The organism is Pseudomonas sp. NPDC087342, assembly GCF_044744265.1.
In the GTDB taxonomy this organism is placed as follows: Bacteria; Pseudomonadota; Gammaproteobacteria; order Pseudomonadales; family Pseudomonadaceae; genus Aquipseudomonas; species Aquipseudomonas nunensis.
The window spans coordinates 1,179,504-1,195,685 of sequence record NZ_JBIUXZ010000001.1 but is presented as its reverse complement, the minus strand read 5'-3'; the positions used below and the strand labels follow the sequence as shown (position 1 = coordinate 1,195,685).

The following is a 16,182-nucleotide window of genomic DNA, read 5'->3' as shown; positions in this document are numbered from 1 at the left end:
GCTCCTGAACTGAACTCAAGTGTCGATAGTTTGGATAAAGAGATTGACCGGGAAGTCCCCCAGCGCGGCGCTGATTTCCAGCTCCATGTTTTTTGTGACTGCGGCGTTTGAAAAAAGTCCCTTCAGGTTTTCGTTCGGGGTGGTGAACGGTAATTTGACCCGCGTATCGCCCCATCGCAGCGCGTCCACCTGAGGCGCGGCACTGTTTTCCAGCAACCCGGCACAGCGTATCGGCACGATCACGATGGCGCGTTGGCCTTCCAGCGAACGCATGAACGCCAACACGCGATGAGCCTCGCTGCCGACCACTTCAAGGGCCGCATAGGCCCCTTGGCGAAACAGCTCGGCGTACTCGGCCCGACGGTTCAACGTATGGGCGACCAGCCGTTGTTTGATGCGCCCGTCACGCCAATTCGCCAACAGCCCGGACAGGTCAATTGGTGCCTGCAAAGCCTGTTGTCGAGCGGCGTAATCCACCGGCCGGCGGTTGTCCGGATCGACCAGGGTAAAGTCCCAGAAGTCGTTGCCCTGATACAGATCCGGCACCCCCGGCACGGTCATGCGCAGCAAGGTTTGCGCCAAACCATTCAACGCGCCGGGCGCAGCAATCGCCTGTGCCGCTTCGCCCAGGGCCGAACGCAACGGCTGACCTTCGGGGCTCAGCAGCAAGCGATTGAGAAAGGCTTCGGTAGCCTGTTCGTAAGCGTCGTTCGGCGCGCTCCAGCTGCTTTGCAACTTGGCTTCGCGTAGAGCTTTTTGCTGCCACTGCCACAGACGTTTGGCGTAGTCCTCCAGTGCCGGTTGATCATCGCTGCGCAATTCCAGCGGCCAACTGCCGAGGATCGCTTGATAGAGAATCAACTCATCGCCGGCCGAGGGTGAGCTGTCGTCGGTGCGCAGTTCTCGCGCCAGGTTTCGCCAGTGCTCGACCTGTTCGGCGTACCAGCCGCTGCGCTCGCTCAACACCGCGAGACGCGCCCGGGTGTCTTCGCCACGCTTGTGGTCGTGGGTCGCGGTGGCCAGCAGGTTGTTGGGAAACGCTTTCAGGCGTTGCAGGCAAGCGTCGTGGAAATCGCTGACCGGCGCGCTGAACTGTTCGGTGCTGAAGCCCACGTCATTGCGCGACAGCAACACCGCCGAACGATAGAACGCGGTGTCTTCGACGGCCTTGGCCGCCGCCGGTGACGTCAATTGCTGGAAGCGCACGCAAGCGTGTTTGAGGATCTTGCGCTGGCGGCCCACCGGGCGTTTACGCCAGGGTTCGCCGCCGAGCCAGCCGGCGATGCAATCGAGCACCGGCCAGTCGGCCTCGCCCAAGGTCTGCCGTGCACCGTCCATGGCTTGCTGGAAAAACACATCGTCTTCGGCCGAGCGACCACGCGGGCTGATGTAGGTGCGGTACACCGGGAAATGCACGATCAGTTCCTGCAATGCCCGACGGATCGCGCCGAGGGTCAAGTCGCGGGTCATCACATCATCCCGGGCCACTTGCAGCAGGGCCTGGGCGACGCTTTCGAAATCCCCGGCCAGCGAACCGTTGAGGATCTGCTGGCGCGCCAGTTGCGCTTCCTGGATGAATTCGGCGGGCCGTTCGCTATGGCGACTCCACAGTTCACCGAGGGTTTCGGCGCCGGCGGGATCGTGTTGCAGCAACGACAGTTGGTTCATGAATTCATAACCGGTGGTGCCGTCCACCGACCAGTCGCGGTGCAGGGTTTCACCTTCGCCGAGGATCTTCTCGACGTAGATCGGCAGGTGCCGCTGCGGGGACAGGCTATCGACCCGACGCCGCAGTTTGCGGCAATAACCGCGTGGGTCGGCGAGACCATCGATATGGTCGATGCGCAAGCCGTCCACCAGACCTTCGGCAATCAGTTCGAAGATCTTCGCGTGGGTTTCCTCGAACACCGCCGGGCGTTCAACCCGCAGGCCGCCGAGTTCATTCACATCGAAAAAACGCCGCCAGTTGATGTCGTCCGCCGCCGTGCGCCAACTGGCCAGCCGATAACTCTGGCGCTCCAGCAGGTTGTGCAGGTTTTGAAAGCCTTCTGTCGTCAGCGAGTCATAAGTGCTGATGTGCTGTTGGATGGCGTGCAGCATGGCCGGGTCGCGGGCCAACTCGCGCAGTTCCTCTTGCAGGGGAATCGCCAGGCTATGCGCATCGGTCTGGTAGCTCAGGGCGGCGAAACGGTCGGCGAGAAACTTCAGTTGCTCGCTCTGTTCGGCATTCAGTTGATCGTCAGGCTTGAGCAACTCACCGTAGCCGGTCGGGCAGATCGGGAAGTGATGATCGTAGTGCTCGACATAAAACGCACCGTGTTCGGCATCGAATCGCAGGGGCAGGGTGCCGTCCTGCAACGCCACGCCGTAGTCGCTGCCCAGAAACGGCAGCAGCAACTGGCCTTCCATCAACGGGTCGGGGGAATGCCACTGGATGTCGAAAAACTCGCCGTAAGGGCTCAGACGTCCCCATTCCAGCAAGTCCAGCCACCAAGGGTTATCGCCACCGCCGACCGCCATGTGATTGGACACGATGTCGAGGATCAGCCCCATCTTCTGCTGGCGCAACGCATCGACCAGACGGCGCAGCGCCGCCTCGCCGCCGAGTTCAGGGTTGACCGTGGTCGGGTCGACCACGTCGTAGCCGTGCATCGAACCGGCGCGGGCGCTGAGCAGCGGCGACGCGTAAACATGGCTGATACCCAGGCTGGCGAAGTACGGCACCAGCGGCACCGCATCGTCGAGGGTAAAACCTTTATGAAATTGCAGCCGCAGGGTCGCCCGCAGCGGTTGGATCAAGGCCTGGTTCATTGGTCACGCTCGGCCGCCTGGAGTCGCGCGCAGGCGAGCAGTTCAAGGCGTCGGGCCGCGTCCGGGTCATCCAGCAACGCTTCACTGTCACCGGGCAAACGCCGTGACCAGTTAGGGTGCGTGTCGATGGTGCCGGGCAGGTTGGCTTGCTGTTCGATGCCCAGGGCATCTTCCATCGGCAGCAACACCAGCGGCGCGCGGGTATGGCCGAGGAAGCGGATCGCGGCATCGAGCACCTGATCGGTTTCATGGGACTCTTCGCGGAAGTTCTGCGGGTCCTCGCTCAACACCCGACGCAGGCCTTCGCGCTCGCGTTCACGGTGATGACGCCACTCGATCTCGCCATTCGCATCGACCAGCCCGAGACGGGCATTCCAGTCGATATCGTGGCCATGCCACCAGCCGTTGAGCGTAGGCAAGTCATGGGTACTGGTGGTCGCCAGCGCGTTGTCCGGCCATTCGAGCGTCGACTTGAAGTGGCTGTTGTCTTGTTCAAACAGCAACACACGCATGCCAAGGATCGAACGAGCGATGAGTTTTTCGCGCAGGCCGTCGGCGACGGTGCCGAGGTCTTCGCCGAGCACAATCGCTTGATGTCGATGGGATTCGAGGGCCAGCAGACGCAGCATGTCGTCCACCGGGTAGTACAGGTACGCGCCATCGGCCGGCGGTGCATCGTTGGGGATCACCCACAAGCGTTGCAGGCCCATCACATGGTCGATGCGCAGGCCGCCGGCGTGGGCGAAGTTGGCCCGCAGCATTTCGATGAATGCGCGGAAGCCGTTGCGCACCAGACCTTCCGGGGAAAACGCCGAGATGCCCCAGCCCTGACCGGAACGGTTAAGGATGTCGGGTGGCGCACCGACGGTCAGGGAGGCGAGCAATTCGTCCTGGCGACTCCAGGCCTGGCTACCACCGCCATCGGCGCCAACTGCGAGATCGGCTACCAAACCGATGCTCATGCCGGCACCGAGCGCTGCACTTTGCGCGCGGGCCAGGCAACGGTCGATCAGCCATTGGCAGAAGGCGAAGAAGCCGATGCGTCCGGCGTTCTCTTCGGCGAAGTCGGCGAGGGCGGCGCTGCGCGGGTCTTGCCATTGTTCCGGCCAGTGACGCCAGTCCAGGTCTTCACCGCGAGCGGCGCGGGCTTCCTGGATGGCTTCGAAGCGACAATGGTTTTCCAGCGCTTCACCGCCGGCATGGCGGAAGCTGCTGAAGTCTTCATGCAAGGGATGTTCACCCTGGACAAAGCCTTCGTAGAGCGCCTGCAACAGCCGATGTTTGGCTTCGGCGGCCACCGGCCAATTGATCAATGGCAGGGCTTCAAGTTCTTGCAGTTGTTCGGCCAGCCCGGTGGCATCAATCGCATCGCGTAAGGCGCGCTCACCAAGGATCGCTCCCGGCGCGGCGTAGAGGCTGTTGAGGAATAAGCGGCTCGACGGCGAATACGGGCTGTAGCGGTGGGTGTCGCTGCTGAACATCGCGTGCATCGGGCTGATCGCCAGCGCTTCGGCACCGCGTTCACCGGCGACCCGGGCCAGGTCTTCGAGGGCCTGAGTATCGCCAAAGCCACCGTCACCGGGGCGTCGCAGCGAATACAGTTGCACGCTCAAGCCCCAGGTGCGCGGGATCGGACTGTCGACCGCATCGCCGACGCTGTAGCAGCGCTCGGGGGCCACGGCCAGCGTGAAGGACTGGCCATCGATGCTGACGTGCTGATAGCCGACCGGGATCAGGCCCGGCAGGATCGCATTGGCATCGAGTTTCAGGTTCAGGCGCGCGCCGTCTTCGAGGTGCACTTCGCACGGGGTTTCAGGCTCGAAATAACGGGCCAGGTCGAGGCCCTTGCCCACGTCCGCGGTGATCAGCGGCGGCAGGTGGCGGGTTTGTTGCACTTGCTGCAATTGCAGCAGGCTGGCGTCGATTTCCTGAGTCGTGCCGGCCGGATGGCCAAGGCCGATCAGGACTGCGCGCAATACGGCCGGGGCGACTTTCTGTGGGCGTCCGTTGGCGTCGATCCAGTCGACTGCCAGGCCAGCTCGGCTGGCCAGTATTTCCAGTTGCGCATCGCTCATAGGCGCTCTCCATCAGGTAGCAAAGGGTTTGCAGCCGTGAGGCTGACGAGCACGCAAAAAGGGGCGAGGCTGCTCTGGTTCAACAGGCCGGACGCGGGTGGGTGTTCGAACAACAGCGAAGCATCGGCCTGTGGAGGGTGGACCACAGGCGCGTCGCTGAGGTTCAGGTCAATGCGCAGCAGGTTGCCGTTGCCGAGCCGCCAGCGAGCGCTTACAGCACCGTCGGCCAGCACCTCGGCCCCCAGCGCGCGGGCGCCGCTCAGGTGCGGGATGATGTGCTCGTGACGCAGTTTCAGCAGTTGCCGATACAACTCGTGAATCGCTTGCTGCGCCGGTTCGCCGGCAGGTTTGGGCTGCGACGCTTCGAAGGTTTTTGGCGCGTTCGGGTCGGGGATCTTTTCGCGTTTATGCGGATCCTTGAACGCGCTGAAGGCCTTGAATTCATTACGCCGACCTTCGCGCACCAGTTCCGCCAATTCGCCGTGGTGGCTAGTGAAGAACAGGAACGGTTGCTCGGCGGCGAACTCGTCGCCCATGAACATCAGCGGGATCATCGGCGACAACAGCAGCAGCGCAGTCGCCGCTTTCAACGCGTCGGTCGGCGCCAGTTGATGCAGGCGTTCGCCAAAGGCGCGATTGCCGATCTGGTCGTGGTTCTGCAGAAACAGCACGAAGGCACTCGGCGGCAAATGGCCGCTGGGTTCGCCCCGTGCCTCGCCGTGACGATTGATGTGGCCCTGGAACACAAAGCCTTCGCTCAGGCAGCGTGCCAGTTGTTCGGTGGGGTTCTCGGCGTAGTCGGCGTAGTAGGCGTCGGTTTCGCCGGTCAGCAGCACGTGCAAGGCGTTATGGCCGTCGTCGTTCCACTGCGCGTCGAATCCTTGTTCCAGCAGACTGGCCTGGTTATGTTCGTTTTCCACATTCAGCCAGACGTGGCGGCCCGGTGCAGTCTGCTCGCGCACTCGCTGCGCCAGTTCCTGGAGGAAGTCCGGGTCTTCGATGGCGTGCACCGCGTCCAGGCGCAAACCGTCGAAGCGGTATTCCATTAACCACATCAAGGCGTTTTCAATAAAAAACTCCCGCACTTCGCGGCGGCGGAAGTCGATGGCCGCGCCCCACGGGGTATGTTTGTCTTCGCGAAAGAAGCCTTTGGCGTAGTGATGCAGGTAATTGCCGTCGGGGCCGAAGTGGTTGTAGACCACGTCGAGAATCACCGCCAGACCATGGCCATGGGCGGTGTCGATCAGGTGTTTGAGTTGTTCGGGGGAACCGTAGGAGGCTTGGGGCGCGTAGGGCAGAACCCCGTCGTAGCCCCAATTGCGCTCACCGGGAAATTGCGCCAGCGGCATCAGTTCGATAGCGGTGATGCCCAATTCGACCAGGCGCGCCAGGTGCTGCTCGACTTCACTGAAACCGCCGAGGGCACCGACGTGCAATTCGTAGATCACCGCTTCATTCCACGGCCGCCCCTGCCAGTGGCTGTTTTGCCAGTGATAGGCGAGGGGATCGACCACCACGCTGTGGCGGTCGAGGTCCCCGGCCTGGGCGCGGGAGGCCGGGTCCGGCACTTGCAGTTCAGCGTCGATGTTGTAGCGGTATCGCGTGCCGGCCGGGCAGCGGGTCTTGATCACAAACCAGCCGTCGGCCTGGGGCAGTAGCGGTATTGATTGTCCATCATCCAGTTCGAGACTGACGTTTAACGCATCTGGCGCCCACAAGGCAAAACGCGTGTGTTCAGCGTCCAGCATGATTGCGCCGTGGGGCCAGGTCTCAAGGGTCCGTAACGGCATTGTTGAAAGCCTCTGAGTTATTTGTGGCCCGATTTGCCCAAGGCTTTGCCCACCAGTTTTTCGTAGAGTTCGGCGTAGGGTTCGACGGCTTTGCACCAGTTGAAAGGTGCGGCCATCGCGCGGCAGCGCATTGCGTTAAGCAGATCGGGGAAAGCGAAGACCTTGAACGCGCGGCTCAGGGCTTCGCGGTAGCTTTCGACGGTGGATTCGTCGAACAGGAAACCCGTCACACCGTTTTCAATGGTGTCAGCCAGGCCGCCGGTATTGCGTGCCACCGGCAACGAGCCGAAGCGCTGGGCGTACATCTGGCTCAGGCCGCAAGGTTCGTAACGCGAAGGCATCAGCAGGAAATCACTGCCGGCGAACATGCGACGGGCGTCGGTTTCGTTGAAGCCGATACGCACGCCAACCTGGCCTGGGAAACGCAGGGCCAGTTCACGCATGGCTTGTTCTTCTTCCGGCTCGCCACGGCCGATGATTGCAATCTGGCCGCCGTGTTCGACGATGTAGTCAGCCACGGCTTCAGTGAGGTCCAGGCCTTTCTGATAAACCAGTCGCGAGACCACGGCAAACAGCGGGCCTTCGGAGTCTTCGAGGCCGAACAGTTCGCGGACGTGGGCGGCGTTGACCGCTTTGCCGTCCCAGTCACCGATGGTGAACGGGCAGAACAGGTGCGGGTCGGTGGCCGCGTCCCAGCTCTCGTCAATGCCGTTGGGAATCCCGCTGAGCAGGCCTTGCTGGGTCTTGGCGGCGAGGAAACCGTCGAGGCCGCAGCCGAAGTCCGGGGTAGTGATTTCCTGGGCGTAGGTGGCGCTGACCGTGGTGATATGGCTCGAGTAAGCCATGCCGGCCTTGAGGAACGACATTTTGCCGTAGAACTCCATGCCTTCCTGTTGCAGTGCGTGCATTGGAATGCCCAGCTCCGGGCAAGAGCCAAGACTGGTCACGCCCTGATAGGCGAGGTTATGGATGGTGAACAGGGTCGGCGTGCGCTGCCCACGCCAGTGCATGTAGGCAGGGGCCAGGCCCGCTGGCCAGTCATGGGCGTGCACCAGGTCCGGGCACCAGTGAATTTGTGCGAGGTTGGCGGCGATATCAGCAGCGGCCAGGCCCAGGCGGGCGAAACGAATATGGTTGTCCGGCCAGTCGCGACCGTTGTTGGCGCCGTAAGGCGAACCTTCGCGCTCGTAGAGTTCGGGGCAGATCAACACGTAAATGACCAGGCCGTCCGGCATGTCCATGCGCCCGATCTTGCAGGGCGGCAATGCGGCATGACCGCCGAGTTCGCCAATGATGTGAATCGGGTTTTCGCTGTGCAGCACTTGCGGATAACCGGGGATCAGCACACGAACATCGTGCAGATGAGCCATGGCGCGCGGTAGCGCTGCAGAAACGTCGCCCAGACCGCCAGTCTTCACCAGGTCGGCGATTTCCGATGTGACAAACAGGACTTTCTTCCGGTTGGGGTTCTGACTGGCGACCGGTGCCAGCGTCTTGGTGCCGGGGACGCTGACTGTCTTGCTGCTCGGGGCATTCACGGCGCTCGATTCGCCGACCTGCTGATGAGCACGTTCTCCCTGAATATCTAAAGCCGCACTGATCATATGAATCTCCCGTGTTGTTGATCTAATTCTAGGCTTGGCACAAACGGTGTTCGTGGCCAAATCCTGTGGCCGGGCGCAAACGCGCTACGCATCAAGGAGCAATGGCTGCCCGATACGCTAAAGCACAAAGGGTGAAGGGGCTGTTGCAAGGATTGCACCAGTCGGAACGCACCTGTCTTAGAGAGGACTCTGCACAACAGGTAAAAGTTTCGAGTTTTTTCCCGCTTTGTGACCGACCGGTTTCAGCCTGCGAAAATCAGTCTAGGCCAGAACTTAGAGCGGCACGGACCAAATGGCAAAATTGTTCGACAATCGGTTTAAAGAGGTACGGACGTGCAAATACGGAGGGCAAACGCACCGACGAAGGGCATGTTTTTTTGAAATGACGGGCCAAAATGTCACGTGGGAGTCACATGGGTGTGCGAGGGGGAAAAGGGTTTTGCACTGTTGTGGTGCGCAATGTTTGAAGAGGGTTGGTGTTGCGGAGGGCCTCTTCGCGAGCAGGCTCGCTCCCACAGTGGACCGGGGGGTGTACACAAAACGTGTGGTCACCAGAAATCCCTGTGGGAGCGAGCCTGCTCGCGAAGAACGGTAACGCGGTCTTAATTCAACAACCGAACCGGCGCACCCGCCGCCCAAGCCTGTATGTCTTCGATCATCTGCGAAAAGAACTGCTGGTAATTCTGTCGGCTGACATACCCGACATGCGGCGTGGCCAGCACATTGTCCAGCGTGCGGAACGGATGCAGTTCGGGCAATGGCTCCTCGTCGAATACATCCAGCGCCGCGCCCGCCAGGCGATTCTTCTGCAAGGCCTTGATCAGCGCCGCTTCATCGACAATCGGCCCGCGCGCCGTGTTGACCAGCAGGGCAGTGGGTTTCATCCAGTCCAGCGCTTGGGCGTCGACGATCCCGCGACTGCGCTCGCTGAGCACCAGATGCACCGACAGCACGTCGGCCTGTTCGAACAGTTCCTGCTTGCTGACATAGCTCACGCCCACTTCAGCGGCGCGTTCGGCAGTGAGGTTTTCGCTCCAGGCGATGACCCGCATACCGAAGACCTGACCAAACTGCGCGACACGCTGGCCGATGCTGCCCAGGCCGAGGATCGCCAGGGTCTTGCCATGCAGGTCACCGCCGAGGCTTTGTTGCCACTGGCCGGCGCGCAACGCGTTGGCTTCGGCCACCAGGTTGCGGGTGGCGGCCATGATCAGCGCCCAGGTCAGTTCCGGGGCGGCGTGTTTGTAGCTGTCGGTGCCGCTGACCTGGATGCCCAGCGCCGCGGCCGCTTTAAAGTCCAGGGCTGCGTTGCGCATGCCGCCGGTGACCAGCAGTTTGAGTTTCGGCAAACGGCGCAGCAGGTCTGCGTCGAACCGTGTGCGTTCGCGCATCACGCAAATCACTTCGAACCCGCCCAAACGCTCGGCCAGCGTGTCGTTGTCCGCCGGGTAGTCATGCAGAAAACTCACTTGGCCAATGCTTTCCAGCACCGACCAATCCACCACGCCGCTGGCCACGTCCTGCCAGTCATCGATCACCGCAATCTGCACTGCCATCAGCCTTACCTCATCCGCGAACAGGGTTGTATTGAGTCAGCCAGCCAAGCAAGGCCTGGTGGAATTTTGCCGGTTCTTCCATCTGGGGCGCATGGCCCAGGCCTGGAAATTCGATCAGCGTCGATTGTGGTATGAGCTGGGCAACCTGCTTGCCGAGCACTTCATAGTGACCAATCTTCGCCTTCACCGCCGGTGGCGCGATGTCCTTGCCGATGGCGGTGGTGTCGGAGGTGCCGATCAGCAACAGCGTCGGCACCTTCAAGTCCTTGAACTCGTAGTACACCGGTTGGGTGAAGATCATGTCGTAGATCAGCGCCGAGTTCCATGCCACCTGAGTCTTGCCGGGACCTTTGCTGAGCCCCGCCAGCATGTCGACCCAACGGTCGAACTCAGGCTTCCAGTGTCCGGCGTAATAGGTGCTGCGTTCGTATTCGCGGATGCCGTCGGCGCTGACTTTCAGCTCGCGTTGATACCATTGATCAACCGTGCGATAGGGCACGCCGAGGGCTTTCCAGTCTTCCAGGCCGATGGGATTGACCAGCGCCAGTTGCTCGACTTGTTCCGGGTACTGCAACGCATAACGGGTGGCGAGCATGCCGCCGGTGGAGTGCCCGAGCAACGTGGCTTTCTGGATGCCCAGCGCTTTGAGCAACTGCTGGGTGTTGGTCGCCAGTTGCTGGAAGCTGTATTGATAGTTGTCCGGTTTGCTGGAGGTGCAGAAGCCGATCTGGTCCGGCGCGATCACCCGGTAACCGGCCTCGCTCAGGGCCTTGATCGAACTGTCCCAGGTGGCGCCGCAGAAATTCTTGCCATGCATCAGCACCACGCTGCGCCCGTTGGCCTTGCCATGGGCGGCGACGTCCATGTAACCCATTTGCAGGGATTTGCCCTGGGACTGGAAGGCAAAGTGCTTGACCGTGTAGGGATACTCGAAGCCCTGAAGCTCCGGGCCGTACTCCGGACCTTCGGCATGAGCCAGCATCGGCAGGGCGGCGGTCAACAGCAGGCCGGGCAGCCAGCGGGAAGGGGACATAGGTGGACTCCATGGGAAATTCGTCGATGCTGGATCGGCATGATTAGGGCGAGATTAAATACAACCAATGCAATCCATGTGGGAGTGAGCCTGCTCGCGAAGAGGGAGTGTCAGGCAACACTGATGTTGACTAATGCACTGCTTTCGCGAGCAGGCTCGCTCCCACAGGGTTAACTCATCCAGCCGAGGGTTGCCAGGGCCAACACCGCATAACGCGCGCCTTTGGCCAGGCTGACGATCAACAGAAATCGCCACAGCGGTTCGCGCATCACGCCAGCGACCAGGGTCAGCGGATCACCGATCACCGGCAGCCAACTGAGCAGCAATGACCAGTGACCATAGCGCTGATAATGTTTTCGCGCTGTTTCCAGATGCCGTGGCTTGACCGGAAACCAGCGCCGTTCACGAAAGCGTTCGATGCCGCGACCCAGCCACCAGTTCACCAGCGAGCCAAGCACATTGCCCAGCGTCGCGACCGCCAGCAGCGACCAGAGCCAATCACGATGGCTGAGCAACAACCCGACCAGCACCGCCTCGGACTGCAACGGCAATAACGTCGCGGCCCCGAACGCCGCCAGAAACAGCCCGATAAGTGCGCCGGACATCAATGGGCGGGGTAGTCCGCTACCACCGTGTCAGTCCCATCCTTTTTCAGGCCGATGATTTGATAGGCGTCGCTCATGCCGTCCATTTCCATGCCCGGCGAACCCATGGGCATGCCTGGCGCGGCGACTCCCAGCAGATCGTCACGTTTGCTCAGGGCCAGCACTTGCTCGGCCGGCACATGGCCTTCGACGAATTTGCCGTTGATCAGCGCCGTGTGGCACGACGCCAGGCGCGGTGGCACGCCGTGCTGTTGCTTGAACTGGCTCATGTCGGCTTCGACATGGTCCTCGACCTTGAAACCGTTGGCTTCCAGGTGACTGATCCATTTTTTGCAGCAACCGCAGTTGGCGTCGCGGTGGACTTCGATGGGGATCGGGGCGGCGGCGTGGGCCAGGGAGGAGAGGAACAGGGCGCTCAGGGCGACCAGACGCAGGTGGGTTCGCATGGGAGGATCTCGACTCGGGTGGCGGTCAAAAAAAGACGCATTTTGACGACTTTAACCGACCGCGCGGGGCGAGAGTGTTTCGAAGTAATGCAAAAGTAGGCGCAAAACCTGTGGGAGCGAGTTTGCTGTGGCGAGGGGGCTTGCCCCCGTTGGGCTGCGAAGCAGCCCTCTACATTTCTTCAGATAAATCCAGCGCCCAGGTCTTGCGACGGCTTCGCCGCCGAACGGGGGCAAGCCCCCTCGCCACAGAGCCCGCTCCCACAGGGGAGCTCCCACAAAGGGAGGGTTCGCGGATCAGCGAACCTTGAACCGGCCCATGATTGCGCTCACCCGGCTATTCGCTTCCAGCAATTGCTGGGTATTGAGTTCGCTGGCGTGACCGCTTTTCACCAGTTCATCCACCATGTGGCGGATTTGCACCATGCTGCGGTTGATCTCTTCGGTCACTGCGCTTTGCTGTTCGGCGGCGGTGGCGATCTGCGTGCTGAGGCTGTTGATGTGGCTGACGGAGCCGGCCATTTCATCCAGGCCGGAGTTCACCCGGGCTGTCGCATCGGCGGCGGACTGGCAGCTGGCCTGGGTGTTTTCCATCGCGGCCACCGAGGAGCTCACGCCCTGGGTCAGGCGCTTGAGCATTTCGTTGATTTCCGAGGTGCTGGCCTGGGTCCGGGCGGCGAGGGCGCGGACTTCATCGGCCACCACCGCAAAACCACGACCCTGCTCACCGGCGCGTGCCGCTTCAATCGCAGCGTTAAGCGCCAACAGGTTGGTTTGCCCGGCAATCGCACCGATCACACCGAGAATCTCGGTAATCCGCTGTGCATCCTGCTGCATGTTTTCGACTTTATGCGTGGCGCTGGCCACTTCTTCAATCAACGCGACCACGCTGCTGGAGGCTTCACCGACCACCACCCGCGAGCGATCCGCGTGTTCGCTGGCGCGCTGGGTGAACGAGGCGGTTTCGGCGGCGTTCTGCGCCACGCTGTCGGCGGTGGAACTCATTTCGGTGATGGCGGTAACGGTCTGATCGGTTTCCGAAGCGTGACGCACCAGGATCTGGCTGGTGTGCTCCGAGGTCCGTTGCAGGTTGTCGAGGCTCGACGCCATGGCGCCGGTGGCCTGGGTCACTTCGCCGATCATGTTCTGCAAGTAGATGATGAAGGCGTTGACCGAATGGCCGATGGCCCCCAGTTCGTCCTCGGCGCGAATGGTGATGCGCTTGGTCAGGTCGGCGTCGCCGGCAGAGAGTGCGTCAATGTTGGTCTTGAGGATTTTCATGCGGTGGATCAACTGGCGGATCGCATAGATCTGCAACAGCACCAGCAGGATCACCATCGGGATCTGCAACAGGCTCAAGGTGTTCAGCACATCGTCACGCTGAGCGGTGATCAACTTGGTCGGCAGGGCGGTGGCGAGGTACCACGGCGTGCCTTCGATCGGGCGCATGAAGAAGGTACTGGCTTCGCCGTTGTTGTCGAATTCGACGCGCTGGGCCTTGTCGCGGTTTTGCAGGCCAGCCTTGACCTGGCTGGCGAACGGCGAGTTGCCGGCCAGTTCGCTTATGTTTTTCAACACGATCGGCCCGCTGATGCGCGAGCTGTTGCTGATGATTTTGCCGTCAGACTCGACGATCAGCATTTCCGCGCCGAGGTCTTTTTCCTTGCGCGCGATCAGGTCGTTGAAGAAGCCCAGGGTCACGTCGATGGTCGACACGCCGTAAGCCGCGCCATTTTTCTGGATGGCCATGGCGCAGTTGGTGCGCGGTTCGGCACTCGCGTCATCTTTATAGGCCGCAGCCCAGGCGCACTGGCCGCGCGGGGTGGCCATGCCGCCCTTGTACCAGGTCTGGTCGTAGTAGTTAGGTGCCGCGTCACTGTTCCAGAAGGTGTTCACCGCCAGTTTGCCGGAGCTGTCGCGGTGCCAGAAGGTGCTGAACTTGTTGCGGCCCGCTTCACGCTGACCGGGCAATGGCCAGATCCCGCCGCCGAACACTTTCAGCTCGCCGTACTGGTCCACCAGACCGGGCAACACCGTATCGATGGCGGCGCTGTCGAGCAGGGGAATGGTCTGGGTGATGCTGCGTTGTTGGGCCTGGACCTTGTTCAGTTCGCCCTGGATTTGCTCGGCGACTTCAGCAATGCGGTTGAGGGCCACCTGTTCTTCGGTCTGGCGCAGTTTCGGCGCGACCAACTGGCTGATGCCCACCACCGTGAGCACCGAAAGCAGCAGGATGAACAGGACCAGAAACAGCGTGTAGCGAGCCTGAATGGTACGGAATGCGGGCATGGGACCGGTCCTTGTGCTGCGTTTTTATTGTTTGGGTTCTGGAAGTGGGGCTATCCAGGGCTTATCGGCCTGGCGGGGGCGAGCTTTAGTACGGGCGTACAAGAAATCAGTCAGGGGGACAGACGGTCAAGATCAGGCGAGTGTCGAGACCGCTACAAACGCAATGATTCTGTAATAAATGACAATCGATAGAGCGGCTAGACCAAGATCAAAAATTTCATATAGGCCAATGAAACCGGGCACTTGGCGATTTGTATCGAAAATGTACGAAATTTGTAAAAAGACGAAATATTAATAGGTGTACTGTCGTTTCACGCCGATACTTCCCCGCAATCATCTCGCTCAAAACAAGGATTTTCTATGTTCCAGTCGAAAGGAGTACGGTCATGACAATTGGTCTGGTCGGCAACTGGACTGCCAAATCGGGCCTGCTGGTGCGCCAGGGTTCGGAGAATGCGAAACCGGTGACCCAGAGCGCCAAGGTGCGGGAAATCCTGACCATGGTCGGCACCAACCCGACGATCCTCGATCGGGCGAAAATGGATAGCTTGCAACTGTTCAAACAGGTCAAGGGCTTCGATCCGTCGAACATCTCGGCCAAGCAGCTGGGCAACATGAGCACCTTCCTCAAGCAGAACGGCATCATCGGCGATGTGACCGCGCTGACCTTGCTCAACGCTGGCGACAAATTCGACAAGTTTGGTATCCCGAACGACCCGGATGCCAAATTCAATGCGCTGGACTATTTCGCCACGCAGCTGGATTCGATCCAGAGCAACAACCTCAAGGGCAACAAGTACGCCAACTACCTGGTGCCTGAGTTCAAGAAAGCGATCTACGTGCTGCAGAACCTGAAAACCTACGGTGAAGGTAACGGTTCTACGGTCAAGAAAAAGGACAAATGATTGTCTGCCCCGCTCACTGCGCTGAGCGGGGCAGAAGTCGCGCAATCAGCGGTCGAGCATTTGCATCACCGCTTCCGGGTAACGCAGGCCGGCCGTGGCGTGGGCCGGGAAGATAGCCTCCAGCGCTTGCAGCTCGCCGGCGCTCAGTTTCACCTCCAGCGCCGCGACATTTTCCTCCAGGTATTTACGCTGCTTGGTCCCGGGAATCGGGATCAGGAACTCGCCTTGCGCCAGCACCCAGGCCAACGCCAGTTGCCCGGCGGTCACGCCTTTGTCGGCGGCCAGCGTTTGCACTTGCTGCACCAGCAGCAGGTTTTTCGCGAAATTCTCCCCTTGAAAACGCGGACTGAAGCGCCGGTAATCGTCGGCGGCAAAGTCGTCCGGGCTTTTCAGTGCGCCGGTCAAAAAGCCACGGCCTAACGGGCTATAAGGCACAAACGCGATACCCAGGCGCTGACACGCGGCCAGGCAACCGTTGTCTTCCTGGTCACGGCTCCACAATGAATATTCACTTTGCAGGGCGCTGATCGGATGCACCTTGTTCGCCCGTTCCAGTGTGGCCGCTGAGGCTTCGCTCAATCCTAGGTAACGCACCTTGCCGGCCTTCACCAGTTCGGCCATGGCGCCGACGGTTTCCTCGATGGCGACTTGCGGATCGATCCGGTGCTGGTAGTACAAATCCAGGGTGTCCACGCCGAGGCGCTTGAGAGTGCCGTCGATGGACTGGCGAATGTATTCCGGACGGCCATCGACACCGCGTGCAGTCGGGTTGGCCGGATCGCGAACGATGCCGAACTTGCTGGCCAGGAACACCTGCTCGCGCTTGCCGGCAATGGCTTTGCCGATCAGTTCTTCATTGGTGTGCGGGCCGTACATGTCGGCGGTATCGAGCAGATTAATGCCCAGTTCCAGCGCCCGGTGCAGGGTCGCGGTGGCTTCGCGGGTATCGGTGCCGGTAGTGTAGAAATCGGTCATGCCCATGCAGCCCAATCCGATGGCGCTCACCTGTGGTCCGTTCTTGCCCAGTTGACGTGTTTGCATGAGTTCAGCTCCTTGAAAATGTGAGTCGCC

Annotated in this window: 11 protein-coding genes; 1 reads left to right on the top strand and 10 read right to left on the bottom strand. The window is 61.0% G+C overall.

Going from position 1 to position 16,182, the window contains the following annotated elements:
- Positions 1 to 15: 15 nt before the first annotated feature.
- The 9 genes from ACIOYV_RS05405 to ACIOYV_RS05365 form a co-directional block, all read right to left on the bottom strand.
- The gene (locus ACIOYV_RS05405; RefSeq protein ID WP_401321518.1) at positions 16 to 2,811 is read right to left on the bottom strand and encodes a malto-oligosyltrehalose synthase; all 2,796 of its coding nucleotides are present in this window, start codon (positions 2,809 to 2,811) and stop codon (positions 16 to 18) included.
- Complete coding sequence (malQ, locus tag ACIOYV_RS05400) at positions 2,808 to 4,886, bottom strand: 4-alpha-glucanotransferase (RefSeq protein ID WP_163909962.1); 2,079 nt, start codon at positions 4,884 to 4,886, stop codon at positions 2,808 to 2,810. Before malQ ends, ACIOYV_RS05405 begins: the two co-directional genes overlap by 4 nt.
- Positions 4,883 to 6,676, bottom strand: coding sequence for a malto-oligosyltrehalose trehalohydrolase (gene treZ / locus ACIOYV_RS05395; RefSeq protein WP_290025682.1), 1,794 nt, complete (start codon positions 6,674 to 6,676; stop codon positions 4,883 to 4,885). Before treZ ends, malQ begins: the two co-directional genes overlap by 4 nt.
- A gap of 17 nt (positions 6,677 to 6,693) precedes the next feature.
- Positions 6,694 to 8,280: a glycogen synthase GlgA gene (gene glgA / locus ACIOYV_RS05390; protein WP_054614895.1), complete on the bottom strand. Its 1,587-nt coding sequence runs from the start codon at positions 8,278 to 8,280 to the stop codon at positions 6,694 to 6,696.
- 602 nt (positions 8,281 to 8,882) lie between these two features.
- Positions 8,883 to 9,836, bottom strand: coding sequence for a D-2-hydroxyacid dehydrogenase family protein (locus ACIOYV_RS05385; protein WP_401321513.1), 954 nt, complete (start codon positions 9,834 to 9,836; stop codon positions 8,883 to 8,885).
- 10 nt (positions 9,837 to 9,846) lie between these two features.
- A complete protein-coding gene (locus tag ACIOYV_RS05380) occupies positions 9,847 to 10,869 on the bottom strand; it encodes an alpha/beta fold hydrolase (RefSeq protein ID WP_163909965.1) in 1,023 nt (340 codons plus the stop codon).
- Positions 10,870 to 11,039: 170 nt separating this feature from the next.
- Entirely contained in the window at positions 11,040 to 11,474 is a 435-nt protein-coding gene (locus tag ACIOYV_RS05375) for a YqaA family protein (RefSeq protein ID WP_401321509.1), read from the bottom strand.
- On the bottom strand, positions 11,474 to 11,920 hold the full coding sequence (locus ACIOYV_RS05370) for a DUF411 domain-containing protein (protein ID WP_054046418.1): 447 nt from the start codon (positions 11,918 to 11,920) through the stop codon (positions 11,474 to 11,476). The genes ACIOYV_RS05375 and ACIOYV_RS05370 overlap by 1 nt, the downstream gene beginning before the upstream one ends.
- Positions 11,921 to 12,214: 294 nt before the next feature.
- On the bottom strand, positions 12,215 to 14,206 hold the full coding sequence (locus ACIOYV_RS05365) for a methyl-accepting chemotaxis protein (protein ID WP_290025674.1): 1,992 nt from the start codon (positions 14,204 to 14,206) through the stop codon (positions 12,215 to 12,217).
- Positions 14,207 to 14,592: 386 nt separating this feature from the next.
- Between ACIOYV_RS05365 and ACIOYV_RS05360 the strand changes: the two genes are divergently transcribed.
- Positions 14,593 to 15,111 carry a hypothetical protein gene (locus tag ACIOYV_RS05360; protein ID WP_054046415.1) on the top strand — a complete coding sequence of 173 codons (519 nt, stop codon included), beginning with the start codon at positions 14,593 to 14,595 and terminating at the stop codon, positions 15,109 to 15,111.
- 45 nt (positions 15,112 to 15,156) lie between these two features.
- Here the strand turns inward: ACIOYV_RS05360 and ACIOYV_RS05355 are convergent, their stop codons facing one another.
- Positions 15,157 to 16,152, bottom strand: coding sequence for an aldo/keto reductase (locus tag ACIOYV_RS05355; protein WP_401321506.1), 996 nt, complete (start codon positions 16,150 to 16,152; stop codon positions 15,157 to 15,159).
- Positions 16,153 to 16,182: the final 30 nt, after the last annotated feature.

Excerpts from the sequence above, each read along its gene's own strand:
- ACIOYV_RS05405 (WP_401321518.1), bottom strand. The coding sequence starts at position 2,811 with ATGAACCAGGCCTTGATCCAACCGCTGCGGGCGACCCTGCGGCTGCAA.
- malQ (WP_163909962.1), bottom strand. The coding sequence starts at position 4,886 with ATGAGCGATGCGCAACTGGAAATACTGGCCAGCCGAGCTGGCCTGGCA.
- ACIOYV_RS05365 (WP_290025674.1), bottom strand. The coding sequence starts at position 14,206 with ATGCCCGCATTCCGTACCATTCAGGCTCGCTACACGCTGTTTCTGGTC.
- ACIOYV_RS05355 (WP_401321506.1), bottom strand. The coding sequence starts at position 16,152 with ATGCAAACACGTCAACTGGGCAAGAACGGACCACAGGTGAGCGCCATC.
- ACIOYV_RS05375 (WP_401321509.1), bottom strand. The coding sequence starts at position 11,474 with ATGTCCGGCGCACTTATCGGGCTGTTTCTGGCGGCGTTCGGGGCCGCG.
- ACIOYV_RS05360 (WP_054046415.1), top strand. The coding sequence starts at position 14,593 with ATGACAATTGGTCTGGTCGGCAACTGGACTGCCAAATCGGGCCTGCTG.
- ACIOYV_RS05380 (WP_163909965.1), bottom strand. The coding sequence starts at position 10,869 with ATGTCCCCTTCCCGCTGGCTGCCCGGCCTGCTGTTGACCGCCGCCCTG.
- ACIOYV_RS05385 (WP_401321513.1), bottom strand. The coding sequence starts at position 9,836 with ATGGCAGTGCAGATTGCGGTGATCGATGACTGGCAGGACGTGGCCAGC.
- glgA (WP_054614895.1), bottom strand. The coding sequence starts at position 8,280 with ATGATCAGTGCGGCTTTAGATATTCAGGGAGAACGTGCTCATCAGCAG.
- ACIOYV_RS05370 (WP_054046418.1), bottom strand. The coding sequence starts at position 11,920 with ATGCGAACCCACCTGCGTCTGGTCGCCCTGAGCGCCCTGTTCCTCTCC.
- treZ (WP_290025682.1), bottom strand. The coding sequence starts at position 6,676 with ATGCCGTTACGGACCCTTGAGACCTGGCCCCACGGCGCAATCATGCTG.